This window comes from Synechococcus sp. MIT S9508 (assembly GCF_047303045.1).
GTDB lineage: Bacteria > Cyanobacteriota > Cyanobacteriia > PCC-6307 > Cyanobiaceae > Synechococcus_C.
Genome location: NZ_CP138941.1, coordinates 2,142,718 through 2,165,331, shown reverse-complemented (window position 1 = coordinate 2,165,331; position 22,614 = coordinate 2,142,718). Strand labels below are relative to the sequence as shown.

Sequence of the window (22,614 nt, the reverse complement as noted above, 5' to 3'; positions counted from 1 at the left end):
GGGAATGATGCTCTCTAGGTTGCAGAGACTTGGAGAGGAGGAATGAGCAGCGAAGTTCTGGAGGATCTCCTGAAAAAAGATATTTATGAAGACACCTGGGAATGGTGGAAAGCTCAACTCTATTTTTTACGAGAAGACAAAGATTTTCGCGAGGCGGAAGCCGTCTTTAAAGAGTTCAGTATGTATAGAAGTAGGTCTTGCGGACTTGATGCTTAGTTTAAGTCAGAGTGTTTGTTTGTTGTTGAGCAATCTTGTTGGTTTATGATCTTTAATTCAGTAGAGACTTGATATCACTCTCAAACGTGAGGATGCTGTGACTTTGTCCTTCTTGCCCCGGTAGAAGTGCAATCGCGCTGATGGCCTTGGGGAATGCCGCTTGACTTCTGGAGACAAATGATGAGAGATCATCGGCGGACCAAAGGCCTTTAATTCCGGATCGACGTTCTTCAATCAGTCGTTCGTAAGCCTCATTAAATCGTTTGGCGCGTTCCTCGTCGCCATCGAGCATCTCGGCGAAGGCCACTTCGGGACTCTTCTCCGTGGCGATCTGAAGCCATTCTTTGACCTCTGGATGATCGATAGCGGCTGATGTTGGCACCAGGTTGCCAATGCTACCTACGCCGATCACCACCGCTTTGATCTCATCCGTACGACCATCGAGAACGACGCAAGGACAGGAGAAATCCCAAGCCTTCATAGCGCTGACTTTGATGGCTGCTTCCACGAACGTCTGCCGGCACTCAGACACCAAGACGTCTAGGCGGGCTCGATTTGATGACATGTGCGCTCTTGGTTTGCCCCCAGTCGGACAAGTCTGTCCAACTCTCGCGAAAGATCATTCAGCGTTGTGGATCCGCTGGTTTCAGGAGAGCCAGCTGGAATCCACTGAAAAAGTGAGAACGCCGTGATCATCTGTCTCGCTCCCCTCCGTGATGGCGACACAGGCAATGTCCCCTTGTTCGAAACACTGCTTGGATTTGAGGGCGAATTTGGCTGCTTCGGAATACGACCAAACAGCGAGTCCATGACGATGGCGTTCATCGGCATAGCGATCCCAGAGCATGGAGAAGTGTTCTGCTTCCGGACCATGCATGAATTCATCAAGGGCTTCGTCGGTGCCCACCTCCTTGGAACGAGCCAGAAATGATCGCAACAGTGGATTGTCGATAACATTGCTTGTTGTGATGGTTCCAGTGAGACCTCGCACCGACGTTTTCAGAACTCGTTTGGGATGCTCTCTGGCATCAATCACAATCACAGGGCATTGCAGATCCCAGCTGGCTCGATTACGCAATTCCCTGGCAGCATCTGACATCTCGTCGCGAAGCTCGCTGATCAGCTTTCGAGCAATGAGGGTCGGATCCTTCATTATTTGAATTTAAAGCTTGTACGGGCCAGAAGAAAGTTGGGGCGTGTCTTCAACTCATCCCACTCTTGAATCTAAGTCGTCAAGTAAGGCAACACATCGACCCTTTTTGAGTTATTCGCGGCGGTAGCCCAGCTCTTGATAATTAATTCGTGCTTACTGGTTCTGAGAACCCATTTCCTGCAGAGCTTTGCGTCGATAGATCGATCCTTCTTTGCCGCTATGAACTCCCCACAATCCCTCCCAATAGAAGTAAATCACTCCATAACCCTGTTCATTGCTGAGTCGTTTTTTTTCGGCAAGGACAGGGATTGGTGTTGTCCTTTTCCCGAAACCAGCAAGAACGCCGATCTGAACCGGCAATCCCCACTGACGCGCTTTACGCAAAGCAGATTGATTGAGATCTTTGGCAAACCCTTTGAGTGAATAGGCATAGTTCTGTACGACAAGATCATCAATCAGTTCTCCAACTGCCCAGAGTTCCCAGTCCTGCAGCCAGTGGTTGTAGGCAAATCGAAAAGGTCCTGGCGAAAGGCTGATGCGTTGAGGCAGAGATTCTTTCTCCAAGCGTTCTCTCAGTGCCCTCAACAGGCCTGTCAGCTGACGGCGTCTCCATGTCATCCAATAGCGATTGGTGTGATCCTTCGGTGGTGGTGCGCCGGTCTGCGTTTCGTACAACGCAGAGGTGTAAGGGTCATATCCCAGTTTCACTGGCCATGCGAAATGGTCATCCAGCTGCAGGCCATCCATTCGGCAGCGTTTCATTACCTCTACCACCAGGCCGATAAAACGTTCGCGTACCTCGGGATGGGCGGGGTTGAGCCAGACCATGTTCTTGCCATGCATGGTCATGAAGGTGTTGCCGTCAGCTCGAGCTAAGACCCACTCAGGCTGCTGACGCACGATCGCCGCATCGGCGGGCTCCATCAGTCCATATTCAAACCATGGGATGACTTTCATCCCGCGTTGACGAGCCTGTTGAGTCAGGGTGCAGATGGGATCGAGCTGAAGCCCAGCTTTCTTCAATGCTGGTTCAACCGGTGCGAAACGACTGCGATGAAACGTTGTGCCGCGACTCCAGACATTGGGATAGATGGCATTGAAGCCTGCTGCTTTCAGCTCATCCATGGCCCGGATGAGAGATTGACGGTCGTAGTAAAGACGGCTTGGGCTATTGGTCAGCCAGACTCCCAGTGTGCGTTTGGGCTGAACAGACGGAAGCTGTGCTGATGCCGGAGCTGCAGCGCAAAGGCTCAACATTCCAGCAATCACGCTTGCGGTCGTCCGACGGAGCTGCTGCTGAGCTCTGGTCACGGATTTAGCGGAACATCGAGCTGACGGAGCTCTCCTCATGAATCCGCCAGATCGCTTCGCCCAGCATGTTGGCGACCGAGAGCACCTTCAGCTGTGAGAACACACGGTCTGAAGGGATTGGAATCGAGTTCGTCACCACCACCTGCTCAAACAGACCGTCTACTGAAAGACGCTCCGCCGCAGGTGGGGAGAACACGGCATGAGTGGCGCAGGCGATCACCCGCCGCGCCCCTTTCTCTCGCAGCAGGCGTGCGCCGGCGCAGATTGTGCCACCTGTGTCGATCATGTCGTCGATCAAAATGGCGGTCTTGTCCTGCACATCACCAATCACGGTGAGGCTTTCGGCCATGTTATGACCTGTGCGCCGTTTGTCGATGATGGCCAGAGGCGCATCATTCATCTGTTTGGCAAAGGCTCTGGCGCGTGCGACACCGCCCACGTCCGGAGACACCACCACCACCTCGCCCAGGTCCTGATCGGATAAATAGTCGACAAGAACTGGAGAGCCATAGATGTGATCGCAGGGAATGTCGAAGTAACCCTGGATCTGAGCGGAATGGAGATCCATCGCCAGCACTCGGTCAACACCGGAGGTCGCCAGCAGGTTGGCGGTCAGCTTCGCGGTGATCGACTCACGGCCTGCTGTTTTGCGATCAGCCCTGGCATAGCCGTAATACGGCACAACAGCGGTGACCTGTCTGGCGGAGGCGCGTCGGCAGGCATCCACCATGATCAGCAACTCCATCAGGTGATCGTTCACAGGAGCGCAAGTGGGCTGGATCAGGAACACGTCGCAGCCCCGAATGGATTCCTGAATCTGCACATAGAGCTCACCGTCGGCGAAGCGTTTGCAGACTCTTGGACCATCCGGTACGCCCAGATAGGCGGCGATTTCACGTGACAGGGCAGGATTGGAGGTTCCAGTGAAAAGCCGCAGACGCCTCGTGTCGTTCTGGATCTTCTCCTGTTCGGCGCGGGCTGCAGTCAGGAATCCGGTCACGATGCCCGCGAACGAGAAACTGGTTGTCCGATCGTAAGGGTGCGCGGTCCCATTCCTCCTGGCCGTTTCCTGAATCAGTCCTCTTAACGTGCCGGAATGTCCCTGAACCTCCTGGTTGTTATCGGCGCCGGTGCTCTGCCTGAACTGCAGATGTCCGCAGCCTGTCGCTCTCTTGCTAACGAGTTCGGAGCTGTTCTCCTGGAGGAGGGTTGCGGCCTTGCGCCGCACCCACTACTCCGAGAACTCACTTCAGAGATCAGTGCTTCTAAGGCCTTGACCTTGTTGAGGTTGAGCGGTGATGCCGGCGTGGATGAAAGCGGCGAGGGCAGCTGGTTGGAAGCTCTCGCTGCCTGGCGAATCCCCGTGCTGATGTTGGCGCAGCCTCGAGCTGATGGTCGCTTTGCTGGGATCGTCCCAGCGTCTGTGGCCTTCGCTCGGGCGCTCAACCTCTCCCTGCTGGGACTCGTACAACTTGGCGGCGAATGGGATGTCCCTAAACGTCGCACCGATGGTCTTCCATGGTGTGGATGCCTGCAGGGTCCTGATGATGACCCAAGAGGGTTGATCAGTTGTCTGCAGCATCGCCAGGAGGTACTGGCCAGAGGGGAAGCTGCTGGTTCGGTTTGAGTTCTCGCATCACTTGCTGTCCCGTTCGGGGTGCCAGTTCCAGCTGAGTGATCACCGGCGGCTGATTGCTGCTGAGCGCTGCGGCTGCCAGGCTCATCATCTCCATGGGCGTGAGGTCTGTTTCCATCTGGGCGCTGACTTCGCTAATCACAGAGGGCAGAAGGGCGATCGCATTGGGTTGATTCAGCTGTTCGTGAATCCCGTTCAGAAGGCTTTGTTGCCGGCTTCGCCGTGCTTGATCATTTTTGGGCTCAGGTCTGTAGCGGGCCAACTGTTCGGCCTGCTGGCCGTTCAGTGTTTGCCGTCCTGCCTGCAAGTTCACGCTGTAGTTCTGAGCTGAGTCCTTGTGCTCATAGGACTTATTGAGCGTGACTTCCACTTCACCCAGTCCGTCCACAAGACTGCGAAGAGCTTGGCGGGGGATGACCACGAACCGTTCCGGTTCTCCCTCCTTCAAGCCCACCACTTCAGCAACGACATCGGCAGTCAGGGCAACGCTGCCGAGCCGATAGGCATCAGCCAGCGATTGCAGTGTTGTGCGCCCTGGCAGATTCACCGCGAGTTCTGTTGGCAGCTGCAGCACTTCCACGGGGTCGCCAGGGCTGATCTGGATGAGCATCAGACTGTCGGCATTGGCCGGTCCTTTGGGAGCGGCTCTGTTGCTTAAATCATTGATGCCATCCGCATCGATGCCCACGACCAGCACCATGACTGGACCTTTGGGAAGTGGTGCCAGGCTGGCCGGATCATCCGCGGAGGGCGGTTCCGCCGCTATTGGGTCAGGTTTTGGCCAGATCAACCCGAGCCCTCCAGCGATCAGGCTCGCTCCGGCCAAAGCAGCGGCGATTCTCATAATGGTTCTGAAGGGATGGCTCCCGAACCATCGCGTCAATCGGCTCGGTGAAGGATCACCTGTCGGTCCCTCGTCCTTCATTGCGCCGAATCCTCCAGAACTGAGCCGCAGTCTCGACTGGTTCTAAGCGAATAATGGATGGTGTCGACCCCATGCCCATGCTTCTGAACGACGACTTCCGAGACCGTTCGCCGGACAAGGTGCGTGTTGTGGTCTTTGGTGCGACGGGATATATCGGTCGTTTCGTGGTGAAGGAGCTGATCACGCGCGGTTACAACGTTGTTGCTTTTGCTCGTGAGCGCAGTGGTGTGGGTGGCCGTCAAAATCAGGAGAGCGTGAGGGCTGATTTTCCTGGCGCTGAGGTTCGTTTCGGTGATGTCACGAATGCTGATTCACTGGCGCGGCATGCTTTTGATCAGCCAGTGGATGTGGTGATCAGCTGCCTCGCATCACGCACTGGTGGACGCAAGGATTCGTGGGCCGTTGACTACCAGGCCACCCTCAACACTTATCAGCAGGGGAAAAAAGCAGGACTTTCGCATTTCGTTCTGTTGTCGGCGATCTGTGTACAAAAGCCTCTGTTGGAATTTCAGAAGGCGAAGCTTGCGCTGGAGGCTGAGCTTCGCAATTGCAGCGATGTGACCTATTCGATTGTTCGCCCGACGGCGTTCTTCAAAAGCCTGGGAGCGCAGGTTGAAAGTTGTCGCAAGGGAGCCCCGTACGTGATGTTCGGAGATGGTGAGCTGGCAAGTTGCAAGCCAATCAGTGAGTCTGATCTGGCGTCTTTTCTCAGTGATTGTGTTGTTGACCAAGACAAGATCAATCAAATTTTGCCGATTGGAGGACCCGGAGAGGCATTAAGTGCTCGACAGCAGGGAGAGATGCTCTTCAAGGCTTTAGGTAAAAAACCTTGGATGATTTCCCTGCCGATTGCATTGATGGATCTTCCTGTTGGCTGTCTTGAATTTTTATCCGGGACGTTCCCCTCGCTTGAGGACGCCGCTGAATTCGGCAAGATCGGCCGCTACTACGCTGGAGAGTCAATGCTTGTCTGGGACGAACAACGTCAGCACTACGACAGTGCAGCGACGCCCTCCTATGGCAACGACACGTTGGAGCAGTTTTTTGAACGCGTTGTGCATGACGGGATGGACGGCCAAGACCTTGGTGATGCCGCTCTTTTCTGAGGCCCTGTCGTTGGCTTGTCAGTCGTTGCCTTGCCAAGCGAGTCGTGCGTGACCTCTATTTCTCTGCCGCGTCGTCGCGTCGGTGTTCTGTTGCATCCGACTGCCCTGCCAGGCTCACCTGTTTGCGGGGGGTTGGGAGCTCCTGCCCGCGACTGGCTCAAGGCTCTTGCTCAGCAAGGAATCGGCGTGTGGCAGATCTTGCCACTGTCACCACCAGACGGAACGGGGTCTCCATACAGCTCTCCATCCAGTTTTGCCATCAATCCCTGGCTACTAGATGCCAAGGATCTCAGTGACCAGGGATTTCTTCAACCTGGTGATTTAGAGGCTCTTCCGGGTGTTGAGGCAGCCGAAGCTCTACTGGATTTCCCACTCGCAGACAGGCGGGCTGCAGCTTTGGCCAGGCAACTGCGCCATTGCTGGGACCAGCTGCCGCACTCAAACCACGCGGACTTTGACCGCTGGCGACGGGATCAGTCCCGCTGGCTTCAAGATCACGCTGCCTTCATGGTGCTGCGTGAACAAAACGAGGGTCGTCCCTGGTGGGAGTGGCCTCAACAGTTGGCAGTTCACGATCAGACCGCGCTATGGGAGTGGCGCGATGCCCATGAGGATCGTCTTCTGGAGCAGGAGCTCCTTCAGTGGCATCTGAGCCGGCAATGGACGCGGCTGCGCGAGCTTGCCCGTGAACTCGATGTGGAGATTCTCGGGGATCTTCCCTTTTATGTGGCTCGCGACAGCTCTGATGTCTGGAGTCATCGCTCGTTGTTTTCCATTGCTGCGGATGGAAGGCTGCGAGAACAAAGTGGTGTTCCGCCTGATTATTTCTCCGAGACCGGTCAGCTCTGGGGAACTCCTGTTTACAGCTGGCCCCGGCATCGCTGCACCGGTTTTCGCTGGTGGAGGGATCGTCTGCGGCGTCAGTGGCAGCTCGCCGATCGACTGAGGCTTGATCATTTCCGTGCACTGGCGTCTTACTGGTCTGTTCCTGGTGGGGACAGCACAGCCATGAACGGAGCCTGGCGACGTTCTCCCGGTCGTGAGTTGCTCAGCTGTCTGCGTCGAGATGCAGGCGGCCGCTTACCTCTGGTGGCCGAAGACCTCGGGGTGATCACTACGGATGTGGAGCAGCTGCGTGATCGTTTTCATCTGCCTGGAATGAAAGTGCTGCAGTTCGCTTTTGATGGCAATCCCCAGAACCCTTACCTTCCTTCCAATATCCATGGCACCGGATGGGTGGTCTATCCAGGAACCCACGACAACCCCACAAGTCTGGGCTGGTGGCAAAGGCTTGATGGCGACTCCCGTGCTCGTTTTGCCAGTTGTCTCGAATGTCCGATTGAGGCTCCTGGCTGGCAGCTGCTGGAGCTGGGTCTGGCGACATCCGCGCAATTGGTGATTGCTTCGCTGCAGGACCTGCTGCACCTCGACGATGTTGCCCGCTTCAATACCCCAGGCACGGTAGGAGGTAACTGGAACTGGCGCTTAGCGGCGTTTGACGATTCGGTTGAAGGTGCACTTCAGGGTTATGGATTGCGTGCCGACGTCTGGTCAAGGCGATAAATCCCTGGTCGATTCTTCAGCGCCTCTTGCGGGAGTCCGTCCCATCGAACATCTCCTGCTGTTGGTGCTGGTTGAACGCTGAGCTCAAGAGGAGGCAATAGCTGAAGGGTGAGCGTGCCCATTGCCCCTTGAAGTGAACTGCGATCGCCGCCTTCACTGCTGAGGGTCAACGTGCTTGGTTGCTTGAGGGTGACTTCAAGCACACCAGGCAGCGGTTGGTCGCCCAGGAGTTTTGCGACGGAGTCAACCGGCTTCTGTGTTCTGAGCTCAGCTAGCGGGCGCAGGCCTTGCAACAGTGCATCGGAATCCTGCTGAAGATTCAGAGGAACAGGAATGAAGAATTTGGTGTTGTCGATCGCAAGTTGTCGTTGCTGTTGATTCAGCGCGAGTAAAGACACGCTGATGACAACGATGTAGACGAGGCTTCCCTGCCAGGTGGTGAAGATGTCAATGCTTCCAAGCGTGAAACGTGTCCTCCTCTGCTCTCGGGGCAGTCTTTGTTGAAAACAGTCTTCAGGCAGTGCTCCGCTCAGACTGTTGAGATCGAGCTGGAGGTATTGCTCCAGACGGTGCAGCATTGCCACCAGGTAAGCCGGTTCTGGTAGGCGGTCTGACCAGCCGCGTTCCAGTGCTTCCAGCACTGGTGTGGTGATGCGCACCTCCCGAGATAAATCTCTCAGGCTCAGGCCGCGTTGTTCACGGTGCTGTTTCAGACGTTGACCAGCCTCGATCAGCGGGGCCTCTTTGGCTGTTTGATCCGTTGCATTGGCCTCAATCTGGCGACTTCGACGCCAGCGCCATGGGAAGGAACGTTTGAACAAAGCCATGGCCGGTTTACGCCTCACCTGCCTGAGAGCTGATCAGGCCTTGCCATTCTCGCCTGGATAGCTGGCGCCAGCATCCTTCTTTCGTCGCTCCAAGAGCCAGTCCAGCGATTGCAACCCGCTGCAGGTCGAGCACGGAATGACCGAGCAGCGAGGCAATCCTGCGGATCTGCCGGTTACGTCCTTCTCGAAGAATTACTTCCAGGGTGCTGTGTCCACGTTTGCTGTGGAGCAGTTTCACACTGGCAGGGAGGGTTCGAGAGCCATCGAGTTCCAGGCCTTGTCGCCATCGTTCCAGCTTCGAATGATCCGGTATTCCGGTCACCGTCACCCTGTAGGTCTTGCTGTGGGCATAGCGGGGGTGTGTGAGCTTCAAGGTGAGCTCTCCCTGGTTGCTGAGCAATAAAGCTCCACGGCTGTCGGCATCAAGACGTCCGACCGGATGCAGACCTTGCCTGAGCTCGGCTGGGATCAGGTCCAGCACGGTTTCGCGACCTTGAGGGTCATGGCAACTGCTGATCACACCGGGAGGTTTATTGAGCAACAGCACTCGCTCCTCTGTCACCTTGGCTAACGGCGTCCCATCCACGCAGATCAGATCCGTTTCCGGATCAGCCTGATCTCCGAGTGCTGCGATCGTTCCGTTGACGTCAACTCGACCCTGGCGCAGCAGTTCCTCTGCCTGGCGGCGTGAGCAGTGCCCCGCGGCGGACATCAGTTTCTGAATTCGCTGGTGCATTCAGCTCGGTTGTGTCTTAGTGATCACCGCGCGGTAACAACAGGTCAAGCGATGTGCCTCCGTCGGGGTGGTTTCGGGCCTGAATTCGGCCTCCATGGTTCACGGCGATCTGTTGGACGATGGCCAGTCCTAGGCCGCTGCCACTTTGGTGGGAGCGGGCCCGCGATGGGTCGCCGCGGTAAAAGCGCTGGAACATGTTGCTGAGATCACTTTCACTCAGACCTGGGCCATGGTCCCGGACACAGACCAGCCACCAGCCACCACTGGGGAGGATCTTCACGTCCACGGCGCTTCCCTGAGGCGAAAAGCGCAAGGCGTTATCGAGCAAGTTGAGGATGGCTCGATGCAATCGCCGTTGATCTCCAAGAAGTGGTCCTGGCTCTTGGGTGTTTATGGAAAGCCTCACCTCGCGCTGATCTGCAAGCGGACGGATGCTGTTCCAGGCGGCCTCCACCAGCTCTGCAAGATTGACCGGTGAGTAGCCCCCCTGCTCATGGGGAAGGATGTTCTCCAGCCTGGAGAGCTCAAGCAAATCCTCCACTAACAATTGCAGACGTCTGAGTTCCTTCTGCAGACGCTCCACAAGAATGGCGTCATCGGCTGAGACTGCAGTTTCCAGTCGATCGCTCACGAGCATCAGGGCCGTGAGTGGTGTTTTCAGTTCATGGGCGACATCGCTCACCCAGCGTTCCTGTTGCTCCTGCTGTGCTTCCAGCGATTGTCTGTTCTGGAGGAGGACCAGCAACCACTCGTCCGAACCGGGCAGCACGATGGCTTCCAGAGGCACACCTTGCTGTTCCCATTCACAGCGTTGCGGCCGTTGTTGATACCGCACGCTGACAATCGACTCTTCGAGCTGAGAGACTTTGAGAACCTCGTCGAGTGCCTGTCCGCGAACGAGGCGATTGCTGGAGAACTGAAGCAATCGTTCCGCTCTTGAGTTGATGAAACCGATGGTGAGATCCGGTGTGAGAACGAGCCATCCCTGGGTGGCTGCATCGATCCAGGCCAGCAGTTGCGCTGTACTCAGCGAGTGACCGGACAACACTGGCGAGATCTGTGCTGAATGCCTTCGGGAACCGGCGTTCAGATTGAAACGGCTGTGCAAAGCCCAACCGCTCACCACACCGACTGTGATGCCAAGGATGAGCGAAGCAACTGAACTCACATCAATCAGCCGAATCGATAGCCGAATCCACGCACGGTTCGGATGTGGTCAGGAGAGGAGGGAGTGGTCTCGATCTTTTCTCTCAACCATCGGATATGCACGTCGACGGTTTTGGTGTCTCCGACGAAGTCGATGCCCCAGATTTGTTCCAGCAGCTGATCGCGGCTCCAGACACGCTTCGGGTTTCGCATCAGCAGTTCCAGAATCTTGTATTCCTTGGGGGCAAGGCTGAGATCCTCTCCGTCCCGCGTCACCCGGAATTCCTGGCAGTAAAGACAGAGGTTGGCATGTTCAATAACGTCAATTTTGTTCGTGGATTCGGGGCTGATTCGATGGGAACGGCGCAACAGGGCGCGGCATCGGGCCACCAGCTCCCTGAGCCCGAATGGTTTGACCAGATAGTCATCAGCACCCACCTCGAGGCCGAGGACTCGATCGGTTTCGCTGTCCCTGGCGCTGATGACAAGGATCGGCGTGGCGTTATTGAGTTCCCTGAGCTTGCGGCAGAGGTCTAGCCCACCCATCCCTGGAAGCATCAGATCAAGGACCAGGGCATCAATGCTGTCGGCTTGCGTTCCGGTGAGCATGGCCAGGGCTTCGTTTCCATCCCCGCAGGCGCTCACCTCAAAACCCTCGGCACTGAGCGCCTCCTTCACGGTTTCTCTTATGGAGGTGTCGTCTTCAACCACTAGAAGGTGAGCAGCGCTGAAGCTGTTGGTGCTGATGTTGTTGGTGGTTTTGCTGCTGGCGGTTGCGGAGGTCACAGGGGACTCCAGGAGTTTCCTCATTCTGACCCTGGATCTTTTCTGGAGTTTCCCTAGCGAGGAACGCCTGTAAACGATGGTAAATTAAGAAACGGATAGGTTTCGTAATTAGACGATGTCGCCCTTGGCCCTGCTACCAGATGCGGACCTTGTGCGTTCCTACCTGCGTGACATCGGCCGTGTGCCGCTGCTGAGCCATCAGCAGGAGATCACGCTGGGTCGTCAGGTGCAAGAGCTGATGGAGCTGGAAGCTCAAGAAGCAGAGCTGAGCGATCAGCGTGGTGGCGAGATGGTGCCCCCTGCAGAGCTGGCTAAAGCAGCAGGACTGAGTGCAGCGCAGCTGAAGCGCAAGCTGCAAGCTGGTCGCCGCGCGAAGGAGCGGATGGTGGCAGCGAATCTGCGCCTGGTGGTGAGTGTTGCCAAGAAGTACACCAAGCGGAATATGGAACTGCTGGACCTGATCCAGGAGGGAACGATCGGTCTGGTGCGTGGTGTGGAGAAGTTCGACCCGACGCGGGGCTACAAGTTCAGCACCTATGCGTATTGGTGGATCCGTCAGGGGATCACGCGTGCGATTGCGGAGAAGAGCCGGACGATCCGGTTGCCGATCCACATCACGGAGATGCTGAACAAGCTGAAGAAAGGTCAGCGTGAACTGAGCCAAGAGCTGGGTCGGACGCCATCGGTGACCGAACTGGCGGGCTTTGTGGAGCTGCCGGAAGAGGAAGTGAAGGAACTGATGTGCCGTGCGCGTCAGCCTGTGAGTTTGGAGATGAAGGTGGGCGACGGTGATGACACCGAACTGCTGGATCTGCTGGCAGGAGATGGTGAACTGCCGAGCGAGCAGGTGGAAGGTGAGTGCTTGAAGGGAGATCTGCGTGATCTGTTGGGTCAGCTGCCTGAACTTCAGGAGCGTGTGCTGCGGATGCGCTACGGGATGGACGGGGAAGATCCGATGAGCCTCACAGCGATTGCTAAATCGCTGAAAATGAGTCGTGATCGCACCCGCAAGCTCGAACGCGAAGGTCTGGAGCTACTGCGCCGTGGTGATGTTCAGCTCGAGGCTTATGTGCTGGCCTGACACCCGCTGATTGCACAGAAGTGATCAGAAGAATTCGTCAAAGTTGTCGAAATCAACTGCTTTGAAGTTTCCAGCTTCGACCTGGGTCATCAAGCGCTCAAGTTGAGCCCAGAGTGCACCTCCGGTGAGGATTGAGAGCACCAGTGCACTGAGATAGGCGGCACCTGAAGCAAAGCCGAAAACTTGGAGAGAGCCCCCGATGAACAAGGTGACGCCAATCAGGATCCCCGAATAACTCATCACGGTTTCGGCATTGCCGAGGGGTAGCAATGGCAGCCTGTCTTTTTTCCAGCCATCCAGACGGTTCTGAACCAGCCTGGAGAAGGTGAGTCCGCAAACCACGCTGATTGCCAATCCCAGCCCTGCCATCGCATAGGGCGGTTGTTGCAGGTTGGCGTAGTCGAGAAGGATGTCATCCATGCTGAGACCGCCGAATGCTTCGGTCAGCAAGTCGATCTGAGCCTGATCGAGCTCGATGGGAGCAGTGTCGGGCGCGATCGACATAAGTCAGAAAAAGGATCGTTGAGACGCCATTATCGCTCTGCTACTGCAGGGGTGACGGGGCGTTAGGCCTCATCAGGCCGCGAGCGGATTCAGACGTTGAATCACACCCTCGGCGATTTGACGAGGTCCAAAGGTCTTTCGCATCAGGGCAGTCAGCTCTTTCAGATCTGAGAGGTTCAGGCGGTCGTCTTTGATCAGGGTCAGCAGGAGGCGCTGACGCAGGTCTCCTCCATCTCGACTCAGCAACAAACGCAGACCTGCCCCGGCCACCGGCAGCAGTTCTCCGCTGCTCTGACCCCCCGAATAATTGCCAACTACATCGAGAAGACTTTCAAGTCGTTCAACGCGCAGATTTCCCTGCTCGTCAAAGATGACTTCCATAAGCTTCTCTCGCATTTCTCTGGTGTCGCCAGCGAGGAGTCTCTTGGCCACGTAGGGATAGGCCACCGCAATGATGCGGAAGTCGGGATCGAGTCTTAGAGCAAGGCCTTCCTGGCTCACCACTGCTCGGATGATCAGAGCGAAACGTGCAGGCACCCGGAAGGGATAGTCGTACATCAATTCCGAGAAACGATCGGTGATTGCCTTGAAGTTGAACGAACCGACAGAATCTCCAAGACTTCCTCCCAGGGCATCTTCCAGGGCGGGAATGATCGGTGTCAGGTCAGCATTGGGTGCAAGGAATCCGAGTTCCTGGAAATCTCGGGCAACCGCTTCGAAATCACGGTTGATCAGATGCACCACAGCTCCTGTGAGTGTCAGGCGATCCTGATCACTGATGGAATCCATCATCCCGAAATCCACGTAGGCCACGTGTCCGAGATCGCCGCTGCGACCAGGGAGTGCAAAGAGATTGCCCGGGTGGGGATCGGCATGGAAGTAACCGAACTCCAGAAGTTGCTGGAGTCCGCTGATCACGCCTGTGCGAATGAGAGCCGCGGGATCAAGGCGTTGGGACTTGAGCTCCTGTGAATCGCGAAGCTTGCTTCCCTGAATCCAGCTGGTGGTCAGAACTCGGCGGCTTGAGAGCTCTTCGTCGACATCGGGAATGGTGACTGCGTCATTGTCAGCGAACAATCTTGAAAAGTGCCTGGCGTTGTCTGCTTCGCAGCAGTAATCGATTTCTTCGAACAGGCTTCGGCCGAACTCATCAATAATTTCTCCGAGGCCAAAGCCCAGATTCAGTGGCAAAAATGGAGCGGCCAGAATCCCGAGACTGCGGATCAGCACCATGTCGCGCCGCAGAATGAAGGTCAGATTGGGTCTCTGGACTTTGACGGCGACCCAGCGTTGTGTACTGACCCGAGCCTTGTAGACCTGCCCAAGACTTGCGGCTGCAACAGGTGTATCGGGAAATTCCTCAAACAGCTGATCCACTGGAGCACCCAGTTCCGTTTCGATCGTGTTCAAAGCGATCGTGTGGTCGAAGGACGGCAGATCGTCTTGAAGCCGTGTCAGCTCATCCAGCCAGTCTCGACGGATCAGATCCGGACGGGTCGAAAGGGCCTGTCCGACTTTGATAAAACAAGGCCCGAGGTTGGTCAGGGTGCGCAGCAGAGTGCGAGCCAGATCGCGCTGAACACGGGGGTCGTTGCTGCCGCCCCTCAGCAGCAAGCTCAAGACCAGTCCCATTAGAGCCCAGAAGATCTGGATCAGGCGCGGTATGCCGATCCACGGGCGCAACAGGAGCCATCGGATATCTCGGCCCGGGTTGTAGCGAAGCGAATCCACGCCCAGCAGCGCTAGGGAGTGTGGATCCTAGAGAGTCCAAAAGGTTGCTCGATGCTTCTGTGTTGCAGAGAGCGGACCGATTAATGCCGATCAGCATCGGTCAGCAGCTGCAGCAGTTGCCATGCTGCATGGGGAAAGTCCAGCTGGCATCACCCAGCTGGTGATGCCGCGCTCTGTTGTCTATTCCCTGCGTTCATGCCGTCGCTTCTCGAGCTTCTGCGACCGGATCGACGTCTGGCTCTGCATCTTCCGGTGCATGGTCGTGGAGCAGCTTTGCCGCCACTGATGCAGCGTTTGCTGCGTCAATCACCGGGCAGCTGGGACCTGCCCGAGTTGCCGGAGATCGGAGGTCCGCTCGAATCGCACGGTGCTGTGGCAACCAGTCAGGCGCGGTTGGCTGAAGCGATGGGTTTTGATCACTGTTGGTTTGGCGTGAATGGTGCCACTGGTCTGCTTCAGGCTGGTCTGCTTGCGATGGCGCAACCGGGAGAGGCTGTGCTGCTGCCTCGTAATGCCCATCGTTCGTTGATCGCTGCCTGCGAGCTAGGGGGCGTGATGCCGGTCTTTCTGCCGGTACCGTTTTTTGCCGATCGCGGTCACGCCGGGGCGATGACCGCTGAGGGCCTGCGGCAGAGCCTGGACCCCTGGCCTGATCCAGGTCGTCCCATTGCTGGTGCTGTTCTTGTTCACCCCACATATCACGGCTACTCCGCTGAGATTGTGGAGCTGATCGAACTACTCCACAGCAGGGGATTGCCGGTCATGGTGGATGAAGCCCATGGCACCCATCTGGCCTTTAATGCCGAGCAGGACAGCCCTGTGTCTGCTCTTGTTGCCGGAGCTGATCTGGTTGTGCATTCCCTGCATAAATCTGCGCCTGGTCTCGCGCAGACCGCAGTTCTGTGGCATCGCTCTCAAAGGTTGGACCACGAGAGAGTTCAACGTTCTCTGGCAAGAATTCAGACCACGAGTCCCAGCTCCCTTTTGCTGGCTTCCTGTGAGACAACTTTGGATTGGTTGCTGTCCAGCCGCTGGACTTCGCTCTTCGAGGCTCGTCGGCACCAAGCCAACCAGCTGATCCATGCTCTGCGAGAGCAGGGCGTTTTGTTCCATCCCAGTGATGATCCCTTGCGATTGATCCTTGCAACGGGCCAGATTGGTGTGAGTGGTCTGGATGCGGATGAGTTCTGCATGCGTCAGGGCGTGATCGCTGAGTTGCCTGAGCCTCTTTGTCTAACGTTCTGCTTTGGATTTGCTCGGCATCGGGGCTTGGCAAAGCGACTGCAGAGGATTTGGCAGGCGTTGGCTCGTGAGGGTGATGGTGTGCCGCTGCCGGTCATCCCTGATCCGCCGTTGCAGAGCACGTCGATTCCTGAGCTCACCCCTGATGAAGCACAGCGGCTTCCCCATTGCATTCGCCCATTGGCGGAGTGCGCTGATCAAATTGCTGCTGAGCTGATTTGCCCCTACCCGCCCGGTGTGCCCCTGCTCGTACCTGGAGAGAGAATCTCTGCAGAGCGAAGCCAATGGCTGCAGTCGCAGCATCAACGATGGCCTGTTCAGGTGCCCGGTATGGTGAAGGTTCTGGCCTGACGGGCCCTGGGATCTGACAGGTGATTTCAGACGCCACAACCGGAAAGGCCGTGAGCAAGAGGCGAGCCGCCGATCACAAACGCCTGGTCAGCGGGGTGCTGGTGGGTCTGTTTGGTTTGGTGGTGGTGGGTCTGGGTGGTTGGTGGTTCACGATCGCCCTGGGGGTGATTGTGCATCTGGGTTTGCTGGAGTTCTTCCGCATGGCCCAGTTCAAAGGCATGCGTCCAGCCACAAAAACCACACTTGTGGCCTGCCAATTACTGCTGATCAGCACTCAGTGGTCTGTGAATGGAGGCATCGCATCTTCTCTCGCTTATGCGGTGTTACCTCTCTCTGGAGCTGCCATCTGTGGCTGGTTGCTGCTGCAGCCGATTACCGGTTCGATTGCGGACATCGCCGCCTCGATCTTTGGACTGTTCTATCTGGGGTTTCTGCCCAGTCACTGGTTGCGGCTTCGCAACCTTGAGGCTGTAGATATCGCACCCCTGGTGGATTACATGTCCTGGACCTGGATCAGCTCCGGTCTGCTGATCACGTTGATGGCCTGCCTGATGGTGGTCGCGAGTGATATCGGCTCCTACGTCCTCGGTCGGCGCTTTGGTCACCACCCTCTCTCTCCAATTTCCCCCGGCAAAACGATTGAAGGGGCGTATGGAGGACTGGTCTCTGCGGTGCTGATCGGTGCGCTTGGCGGTGCACTGCTGAAGTGGCCCTACGGACCTCTCGCCGGCGGTTGTTTGGGTGCGCTCGTCGCCCTGTTTGCTCTGGTGGGTGATCTCACCGAATCGATGATGAAGCGGGATGCCGGCGTGAAGGATTCCGGGGATGCCCTCCCGGGCCATGGCGGAATTCTGGATCGGATCGACAGCTATCTGTTCACACCAGCGGTGGTGTTTTACGTGGTGACCCTGGTGATGCCCGTGATGGCTAAAGGTTGAACGTTTCAGGGGTGAACTGTTCAGGGATGAACTGTGGCGTTGCCTTTGATCACCAACTGACCGCCCTGCAGCCTTGCATCGATGATCTTGATGGAAGGATCCATGGGCAGCAACAATTCTGCTTCCGCATCGCAGTGGTTCACTCTGATCGTGCCCTGATCCGCGCAGAGGGAGAAGCTTCGTTGCACTGGGTCTTTGCCTGTGATCACATCCGCTGTAAGCACCAATCGATCGTTATCGATCGCCATTGAGCGCAGTGGCGTTAGGCCCATCAGCTGTTCAGCCAGTAGATCGGCCAACCATCGCCAGCGATCAGTCGCCAGAGCTTTGTTGAGATCGGTTCCGCTCAGCACCACCTCCCCCTCGATGCTGAAAGAGTCCTTGAGCTGCAGCGGCTGGTTGGGTTGACCAGGGCGGAATATTGTTTTCAGTTCGCCGGATTGCAATTCGGCGCGCAGCAGGGGCAGTTGTTCAAAACTCACTCTGCGAGCCTCGAGCGAGACACCTTTTAGCCGACCTCTCAGCAGCTCAATCGCTGAACCCTGAAGGGCCAAATTCAACTCCTCAACAGAGTCGCACTGGTTGTGAATCCAGCGTTGAAGACCGCTGGCCAGGAGCTGGAGAACGGGGCCTGAGCTGGTCTGGGGCATGGAAGCTGAGCACCACGATGGCGGATCAGAACCTCATCATCCAATGAGGTCCGAGGGATGGCTGGTCAACAGCGTGGATTGGAACCAGTTGAGACAGCGTTCGGCCACTCGATCGGGCTGATCGATGTGCGGAAGATGTCCGCAATCCTCGAACTGTTCAATCCTGTCGTTGAGGATCAGAGCCGCCGCTTTCTTTTGTGGAGCCCTGAGGATCCTGTCGTTGTCTCCCCAAATCACGTGCAGAGGCTGATCGGGAAGCGGTGTGCCACAACCTGAAAATCCTCCGCTGCGGGCAAACGCTGCGAGTGCCTCTGCCCAGCCGGGGCACTGCAGATGCAGTGAAGCGATCTGTTCTTCCGCGGCACCCACGTTGGCGTCTGGATCGGCAAAGGCCTGGCGGCAAAGGCCTCGACGCACTCCTGGGCGACTGAGGAACCAGGCGCCGAAGCGATCCAGCAGAGGGGGGACTGGCATCGGTTTGCCCGTGAGTCCTGCTGGGGCAAGCAGCATCAAGGACTTGATCTGATGCGGGTGACGGCGTGCCATTTCCACGCCAACGGACCCTCCCATCGAAGCTCCGATCAAGCCGCATGGAGCTGCCTTCGAGATGTGCTCAAGCACGGCATCCAGATGACTGAGCACCTGTTCGGGACCGTAGATCGCATCGAGGGGACGCGGTGAGAAGCCAAAGCCGAACAGGTCAGGAATGAACAGTTGAAAGTGTTGACTCAGCAGTGGGGCCAGGCGCCGATATTCCAAGAAACTGCTGTCGAACCCGTGCAGCAACAACAGAGGGGGACCCTCCCCCACCACGGCAACAGGAAATGGTGCGTCAATCTTGAGTTCCGGCAGCTCCCACCACTCGAGTTGTTCCGCCAGGTTGCTGGCCTTATGGTCCAACAGTTCGCCTTTGATCGAATCCAGCAGATCTTTCAAGGCAAAACTGCGCTTGTTTCAGCAGCTCCCACAAGGGCTTCCATCAGGGCGCCTGGAGTGACTTCGAAAGGAAGATGATGCAGATCAGATCCGTCTCGACAGGCGAACTGGCAGACCTGCTGCAATTGATTGAGGCTGGCTTGACCCAGCCCCAGGTCATCAAGGCAGACGGGCAAACCCAGATCTCGCAGCAGAGGCAAGAGCTGGCGATGGGCTTGCGCCGCTAAACGATTGCCGCCGAGACGCTCCTCGAGGCGCAACTGAACGAGTACGCCGAAGCCCACCTTCTCGCCATGGAGAACGGAATGGCACGCTTCGAGCTGAGTGAGGCCGTTATGAACTGCGTGAGCGGCGACCGTTCGACAGCGAGCTCCACCGAGCCCCCCAATTACTCCTGCAGTGAGTCCGCAGGCATCCACAACCCGCTTCCAAGCCTCGCAGCCAGGTTCTTGGATGGCCTCGATGCTGTCGATCAGCAGCTGGTCTCGCAGAACTCGGGCCATTTGCACAGCTTGCTGAATGACTCCGTCTTGGCTCGAGCCGCTGCTCACGGAGGCTTCATACCACTTGGCCAGCGCGTCTGCGATCCCACTGGCCAGGGTGCGTGTCGGTGCCTTTATCAGCAGCTCATGATCGAAAACCAGCAGATCAGGGCAGTGCCTGAGGCCTTGATCACGATCAAAAGCTCCATCAGGGCTGTACAGATTCGAGAGGGCAGTCCACCCGGCACAGGTTGCCGCGCTCAGTGGAACCGTGATACAGGGGACTTCGAGTCTGTCGGCCAGCAATTTTCCACTGTCGAGAACCTTGCCACCCCCTGCAGCGATCACTCCATCGCACGACTGTCGAACAAAATCGTTTTGGAGCCTTTGAAGATCAAGCTCACAGCAATCGTGCTCGAGATTCTGCTGGAACACTCTCAGACCGCTTTGATTCAGCTCACGACAAAGCTTGGACCGAATCGCCTGCGTGGACTCACTCCTGCCAAGCAGCAATGGATTACGACAGAGATTTAAAATTGGCTTCTGAGATTCAATCCAGGCTCCCGACCCACGAATGACCTGGGCGGGAGCGATGGAATGAACTGAGATTTGTCTGTTGCTGGAGTCTGTTTGGATCATCCAGGTCAGAGACCGGCACCAGCGAGCGCAGGGGTTTCGCTGGGTACAGCGGAGAGATGCTTCACCACCACCTTGCCATCTTCAACATCCACTTCCGCTGAATCGCCATCTTTGATGCGACCTGAAAGGACCTCTTCGGCAAGGCTGTCTTCAAGTAAACGCATCACAGCTCGACGCAAGGGACGGGCGCCGTAAGCAGGGTTGTAACCCTCTTCAACGAGACGCTCTTTAAAGGCATTTGACACGGACAAGGTGATGCCTTTTTCCCCGATGCGGTTGAAGACCTCCCGCAACATGATTTCTGCAATCTCCTTGACCTCTTCGCGATTCAGTTGCCTGAAGACGATGATTTCATCAAGGCGATTGAGGAATTCAGGACGGAAATACTGCTTAAGCTCTTCATTGACGAGCGACTTAATACGGTTGTACTGATTCTCTTCAGCGTTTTCATCGCCAGAGAATTCGAAGCCAAGACCACCGCCACCTTTCTCAATCACTTTGGAACCAATGTTCGAGGTCATGATGATCAGAGTGTTCTTGAAGTCGACAGTTCGACCCTTGGAATCGGTGAGGCGTCCGTCTTCCAGCAACTGTAAAAGAAGATTGAACACATCAGGATGCGCTTTCTCAATCTCATCGAACAGAACAACCGTGTAAGGACGGCGGCGGACTGCTTCGGTGAGCTGGCCACCCTCATTGAAACCCACATAGCCAGGAGGTGAACCGATCAGTTTGCTGACCGTGTGCCTCTCCATGAATTCCGACATGTCAAGTCGGATCATGGCGTCTTCACTGCCGAAGAAGTAGGCAGCTAAGGCTTTTGTGAGTTCAGTCTTACCCACACCGGTCGGGCCGGAGAAAATGAAGCTGGCAATCGGGCGGTTTGGGTTTTTAAGGCCAACACGCGCCCGTCGAATCGCTTTCGAAACTGCTTTCACAGCTTCGTCCTGACCAATCAGACGCTTGTGAAGCGTCTCTTCCATGTTCAGCAGCTTGACGGACTCACTTTCAGTGAGTTTCTGCACTGGTACACCCGTCCACGAGGCCACAATCTGGGCGATGTCCTCCTCGCTCACGACCGGGGTCGTTGTCTCTGCAACTGCACCCTGGAAGAATGATTGTTCGGAACTTCCAGTCGTCGACTCAGTAGAGGGTTCGACTGTTTCGGTGGTTTCCGAAGCTTCGCTGGGAGTGTCTTGGCGACTGCTCTGCAGAAGGGTGCGGATTTTTTCGCGCAGTTCAACTTCCTTGTCTCTCAGCTCTCCGGCACGAGCAAAATCTTGCTCGCGAACGGCATCTTCCTTGTCTTTCTGCACTGTGCGCAGCTCTTTATCAACTTCCTTGGCTTCAGGTGGAAGCTTGGAATTCAGCAGACGCACGCGGCTGCCGGCTTCATCGATCAAATCGATGGCCTTGTCAGGCAGAAAGCGATCGGAGATGTAGCGATCGCCGAGGGTGGCCGCTGCTTCAAGGGCTTCATCGGTGATGCGTAGGCGGTGATGTTGTTCGTAGCGCTCACGCAGTCCACGCAAGATTTCGATGGTGTCTTCGATCGAGGGTTCACCAACGTTGACGGGCTGGAAACGTCGCTCCAGAGCAGCATCCCGCTCAATGTGCTTGCGGTACTCATCCAGTGTGGTGGCTCCGATGCACTGAAGCTCACCTCGGGCGAGAGCAGGTTTGAGGATGTTGGCAGCATCAATGGCACCCTCTGCCGCACCAGCACCGATCAGAGTGTGCACCTCGTCGATCACAAGGATCACGTTGCCCGCACCCTTGATCTCTTCCATGATTTTTTTGAGGCGTTCCTCAAATTCGCCCCGGTACTTGGTGCCAGCGACCAGTAGACCAATGTCAAGGGTGAGAACACGCTTTTCTTCAAGGATGTCGGGAATATCACCCTGCTGGATGCGCTGAGCCAAACCTTCGGCGATGGCGGTTTTGCCGACCCCTGGCTCACCGATCAACACAGGGTTGTTTTTGGTGCGCCGACCAAGGATCTGAATGACACGGTCAATTTCGTTGTGGCGTCCAACCACCGGATCGAGCTTGGCTTCGCTGGCCAGCTGGGTGAGGTTGCTGCCGAATTCATCGAGTGTGGGTGTTTTGGTGGATCCCTTGGCACCGGAACCACCGCCGCCTCCAGCACCCACCTCAGCCGTTTCTCCCAGCATCCGAATGACTTGGGTACGGACCTTGGCAAGGTCAACCCCGAGATTTTCTAGGACACGCGCTGCAACACCCTCACCTTCACGGATCAGCCCTAACAGCAGATGCTCAGTACCGATGTAGTTGTGACCAAGCTGGCGCGCTTCCTCGAGAGACAGCTCGAGGACACGTTTAGCTCTGGGTGTGAACGGAATCTCGACTGCGACGAAACCGGAGCCGCGTCCGATGATTTTTTCAACTTCTACACGGGCATCCTTGAGATTCACGCCCATGGACTTGAGCACTTTGGCTGCGACCCCAGTTCCCTCACCGATCAGCCCGAGCAGGATCTGCTCGGTACCAACGAAATTGTGACCCAGACGTCTTGCCTCTTCCTGGGCAAGCATGATCACCTTGATGGCCTTCTCGGTAAACCTCTCGAACATTGTTCAGGCCGACAGCTGTTCGACCCAACCTATCAGGGCTGAACGGGTAGTTGTGGATCGA

The 22,614-nt window shown here is 56.6% G+C and carries 22 protein-coding genes; 7 read left to right on the top strand and 15 right to left on the bottom strand.

Annotated elements, in window-relative coordinates; genetic code table 11:
* Positions 1 to 42 precede the first annotated feature (42 nt).
* The gene (locus SIB42_RS11975) at positions 43 to 216 is read left to right on the top strand and encodes a hypothetical protein (protein ID WP_197459925.1); all 174 of its coding nucleotides are present in this window, start codon (positions 43 to 45) and stop codon (positions 214 to 216) included.
* Positions 217 to 268: 52 nt separating this feature from the next.
* On the opposite strand, the gene SIB42_RS11970 is transcribed toward SIB42_RS11975, so the two are convergent.
* From SIB42_RS11970 to SIB42_RS11955, 4 genes are all read right to left on the bottom strand, one after another.
* Positions 269 to 781, bottom strand: a complete 513-nt coding sequence (locus SIB42_RS11970; RefSeq protein ID WP_156485265.1) for a hypothetical protein — start codon at positions 779 to 781, stop codon at positions 269 to 271.
* 81 nt (positions 782 to 862) lie between these two features.
* On the bottom strand, positions 863 to 1,315 hold the full coding sequence (locus tag SIB42_RS11965; protein WP_413328048.1) for a hypothetical protein: 453 nt from the start codon (positions 1,313 to 1,315) through the stop codon (positions 863 to 865).
* 207 nt (positions 1,316 to 1,522) lie between these two features.
* The gene (locus tag SIB42_RS11960; protein ID WP_067097913.1) at positions 1,523 to 2,626 is read right to left on the bottom strand and encodes a glycoside hydrolase family 10 protein; all 1,104 of its coding nucleotides are present in this window, start codon (positions 2,624 to 2,626) and stop codon (positions 1,523 to 1,525) included.
* 58 nt (positions 2,627 to 2,684) lie between these two features.
* The gene (locus SIB42_RS11955) at positions 2,685 to 3,680 is read right to left on the bottom strand and encodes a ribose-phosphate pyrophosphokinase (protein WP_067097831.1); all 996 of its coding nucleotides are present in this window, start codon (positions 3,678 to 3,680) and stop codon (positions 2,685 to 2,687) included.
* A 96-nt stretch (positions 3,681 to 3,776) separates the two neighbouring features.
* On the opposite strand from SIB42_RS11955, the gene SIB42_RS11950 reads away from it, so the two are divergent.
* Positions 3,777 to 4,307, top strand: coding sequence for a hypothetical protein (locus SIB42_RS11950; RefSeq protein WP_067097834.1), 531 nt, complete (start codon positions 3,777 to 3,779; stop codon positions 4,305 to 4,307).
* Here SIB42_RS11950 and SIB42_RS11945 read toward each other — a convergent pair.
* Positions 4,246 to 5,160: an LCP family protein gene (locus tag SIB42_RS11945; RefSeq protein ID WP_369818474.1), complete on the bottom strand. Its 915-nt coding sequence runs from the start codon at positions 5,158 to 5,160 to the stop codon at positions 4,246 to 4,248. The genes SIB42_RS11950 and SIB42_RS11945 overlap by 62 nt on opposite strands.
* A 134-nt stretch (positions 5,161 to 5,294) precedes the next feature.
* Here SIB42_RS11945 and SIB42_RS11940 point away from each other — a divergent pair, with 134 nt between their 5' ends.
* Positions 5,295 to 6,347, top strand: a complete 1,053-nt coding sequence (locus SIB42_RS11940; RefSeq protein WP_413328045.1) for an NAD(P)-dependent oxidoreductase — start codon at positions 5,295 to 5,297, stop codon at positions 6,345 to 6,347.
* A 15-nt stretch (positions 6,348 to 6,362) separates the two neighbouring features.
* On the top strand, positions 6,363 to 7,910 hold the full coding sequence (gene malQ / locus SIB42_RS11935; RefSeq protein WP_369818476.1) for a 4-alpha-glucanotransferase: 1,548 nt from the start codon (positions 6,363 to 6,365) through the stop codon (positions 7,908 to 7,910).
* Here the strand turns inward: malQ and SIB42_RS11930 are convergent.
* From SIB42_RS11930 to SIB42_RS11915, 4 genes are read right to left on the bottom strand one after another with little or no spacing between them, the layout of a single operon-like run.
* On the bottom strand, positions 7,874 to 8,755 hold the full coding sequence (locus SIB42_RS11930; protein ID WP_413328043.1) for a helix-turn-helix domain-containing protein: 882 nt from the start codon (positions 8,753 to 8,755) through the stop codon (positions 7,874 to 7,876). The genes malQ and SIB42_RS11930 overlap by 37 nt on opposite strands.
* Positions 8,745 to 9,473: a pseudouridine synthase gene (locus SIB42_RS11925; RefSeq protein ID WP_067097843.1), complete on the bottom strand. Its 729-nt coding sequence runs from the start codon at positions 9,471 to 9,473 to the stop codon at positions 8,745 to 8,747. The genes SIB42_RS11930 and SIB42_RS11925 overlap by 11 nt, the downstream gene beginning before the upstream one ends.
* Before the next feature lie 16 nt (positions 9,474 to 9,489).
* A complete protein-coding gene (locus SIB42_RS11920) occupies positions 9,490 to 10,641 on the bottom strand; it encodes a sensor histidine kinase (RefSeq protein WP_067097847.1) in 1,152 nt (383 codons plus the stop codon).
* A gap of 5 nt (positions 10,642 to 10,646) precedes the next feature.
* Complete coding sequence (locus SIB42_RS11915; protein ID WP_369818477.1) at positions 10,647 to 11,405, bottom strand: response regulator transcription factor; 759 nt, start codon at positions 11,403 to 11,405, stop codon at positions 10,647 to 10,649.
* A 115-nt stretch (positions 11,406 to 11,520) separates the two neighbouring features.
* Here SIB42_RS11915 and SIB42_RS11910 point away from each other — a divergent pair, with 115 nt between their 5' ends.
* Positions 11,521 to 12,486, top strand: coding sequence for an RpoD/SigA family RNA polymerase sigma factor (locus SIB42_RS11910; protein ID WP_413328040.1), 966 nt, complete (start codon positions 11,521 to 11,523; stop codon positions 12,484 to 12,486).
* Between the two features lie 24 nt (positions 12,487 to 12,510).
* Here SIB42_RS11910 and SIB42_RS11905 read toward each other — a convergent pair whose 3' ends face one another.
* Positions 12,511 to 12,990 (bottom strand): hypothetical protein, encoded by a 480-nt coding sequence (locus SIB42_RS11905; RefSeq protein WP_067098872.1) that lies wholly within the window; start codon positions 12,988 to 12,990, stop codon positions 12,511 to 12,513.
* 72 nt (positions 12,991 to 13,062) lie between these two features.
* Positions 13,063 to 14,721, bottom strand: coding sequence for an ABC1 kinase family protein (locus SIB42_RS11900; protein WP_067098875.1), 1,659 nt, complete (start codon positions 14,719 to 14,721; stop codon positions 13,063 to 13,065).
* Positions 14,722 to 14,916: 195 nt separating this feature from the next.
* Here SIB42_RS11900 and SIB42_RS11895 point away from each other — a divergent pair, with 195 nt between their 5' ends.
* Entirely contained in the window at positions 14,917 to 16,314 is a 1,398-nt protein-coding gene (locus SIB42_RS11895; protein WP_067098877.1) for an aminotransferase class I/II-fold pyridoxal phosphate-dependent enzyme, read from the top strand.
* Positions 16,315 to 16,334: 20 nt separating this feature from the next.
* Positions 16,335 to 17,252 carry a phosphatidate cytidylyltransferase gene (locus tag SIB42_RS11890; RefSeq protein ID WP_067098881.1) on the top strand — a complete coding sequence of 306 codons (918 nt, stop codon included), beginning with the start codon at positions 16,335 to 16,337 and terminating at the stop codon, positions 17,250 to 17,252.
* Positions 17,253 to 17,272: 20 nt separating this feature from the next.
* Here SIB42_RS11890 and SIB42_RS11885 read toward each other — a convergent pair whose 3' ends face one another.
* Genes SIB42_RS11885 through SIB42_RS11870 form a run of 4 tightly spaced genes read right to left on the bottom strand, consistent with a single transcriptional unit; the run spans position 17,273 to position 22,553 of the window.
* Complete coding sequence (locus tag SIB42_RS11885; protein ID WP_067098883.1) at positions 17,273 to 17,902, bottom strand: DUF2993 domain-containing protein; 630 nt, start codon at positions 17,900 to 17,902, stop codon at positions 17,273 to 17,275.
* Positions 17,903 to 17,938: 36 nt separating this feature from the next.
* Positions 17,939 to 18,838 (bottom strand): alpha/beta fold hydrolase, encoded by a 900-nt coding sequence (locus SIB42_RS11880; RefSeq protein ID WP_067098885.1) that lies wholly within the window; start codon positions 18,836 to 18,838, stop codon positions 17,939 to 17,941.
* Positions 18,835 to 19,959 carry an iron-containing alcohol dehydrogenase family protein gene (locus SIB42_RS11875; protein WP_067098888.1) on the bottom strand — a complete coding sequence of 375 codons (1,125 nt, stop codon included), beginning with the start codon at positions 19,957 to 19,959 and terminating at the stop codon, positions 18,835 to 18,837. Before SIB42_RS11875 ends, SIB42_RS11880 begins: the two co-directional genes overlap by 4 nt.
* 5 nt (positions 19,960 to 19,964) lie before the next feature.
* Positions 19,965 to 22,553, bottom strand: a complete 2,589-nt coding sequence (locus tag SIB42_RS11870) for an ATP-dependent Clp protease ATP-binding subunit (protein ID WP_067098891.1) — start codon at positions 22,551 to 22,553, stop codon at positions 19,965 to 19,967.
* Positions 22,554 to 22,614 lie beyond the last annotated feature (61 nt).

Bases quoted from the DNA above. Each gene is read 5' to 3' on its own strand.
- SIB42_RS11965 (WP_413328048.1), bottom strand. From the start codon at position 1,315: ATGTCAGATGCTGCCAGGGAATTGCGTAATCGAGCCAGCTGGGATCTG.
- SIB42_RS11870 (WP_067098891.1), bottom strand. From the start codon at position 22,553: ATGTTCGAGAGGTTTACCGAGAAGGCCATCAAGGTGATCATGCTTGCC.
- SIB42_RS11970 (WP_156485265.1), bottom strand. From the start codon at position 781: ATGTCATCAAATCGAGCCCGCCTAGACGTCTTGGTGTCTGAGTGCCGG.
- SIB42_RS11910 (WP_413328040.1), top strand. From the start codon at position 11,521: ATGTCGCCCTTGGCCCTGCTACCAGATGCGGACCTTGTGCGTTCCTAC.
- SIB42_RS11950 (WP_067097834.1), top strand. From the start codon at position 3,777: ATGTCCCTGAACCTCCTGGTTGTTATCGGCGCCGGTGCTCTGCCTGAA.
- SIB42_RS11925 (WP_067097843.1), bottom strand. From the start codon at position 9,473: ATGCACCAGCGAATTCAGAAACTGATGTCCGCCGCGGGGCACTGCTCA.
- SIB42_RS11905 (WP_067098872.1), bottom strand. From the start codon at position 12,990: ATGTCGATCGCGCCCGACACTGCTCCCATCGAGCTCGATCAGGCTCAG.
- SIB42_RS11940 (WP_413328045.1), top strand. From the start codon at position 5,295: ATGGATGGTGTCGACCCCATGCCCATGCTTCTGAACGACGACTTCCGA.
- SIB42_RS11960 (WP_067097913.1), bottom strand. From the start codon at position 2,626: ATGTTGAGCCTTTGCGCTGCAGCTCCGGCATCAGCACAGCTTCCGTCT.
- SIB42_RS11945 (WP_369818474.1), bottom strand. From the start codon at position 5,160: ATGAGAATCGCCGCTGCTTTGGCCGGAGCGAGCCTGATCGCTGGAGGG.
- SIB42_RS11895 (WP_067098877.1), top strand. From the start codon at position 14,917: ATGCCGTCGCTTCTCGAGCTTCTGCGACCGGATCGACGTCTGGCTCTG.
- SIB42_RS11885 (WP_067098883.1), bottom strand. From the start codon at position 17,902: ATGCCCCAGACCAGCTCAGGCCCCGTTCTCCAGCTCCTGGCCAGCGGT.
- SIB42_RS11975 (WP_197459925.1), top strand. From the start codon at position 43: ATGAGCAGCGAAGTTCTGGAGGATCTCCTGAAAAAAGATATTTATGAA.
- SIB42_RS11875 (WP_067098888.1), bottom strand. From the start codon at position 19,959: ATGATCCAAACAGACTCCAGCAACAGACAAATCTCAGTTCATTCCATC.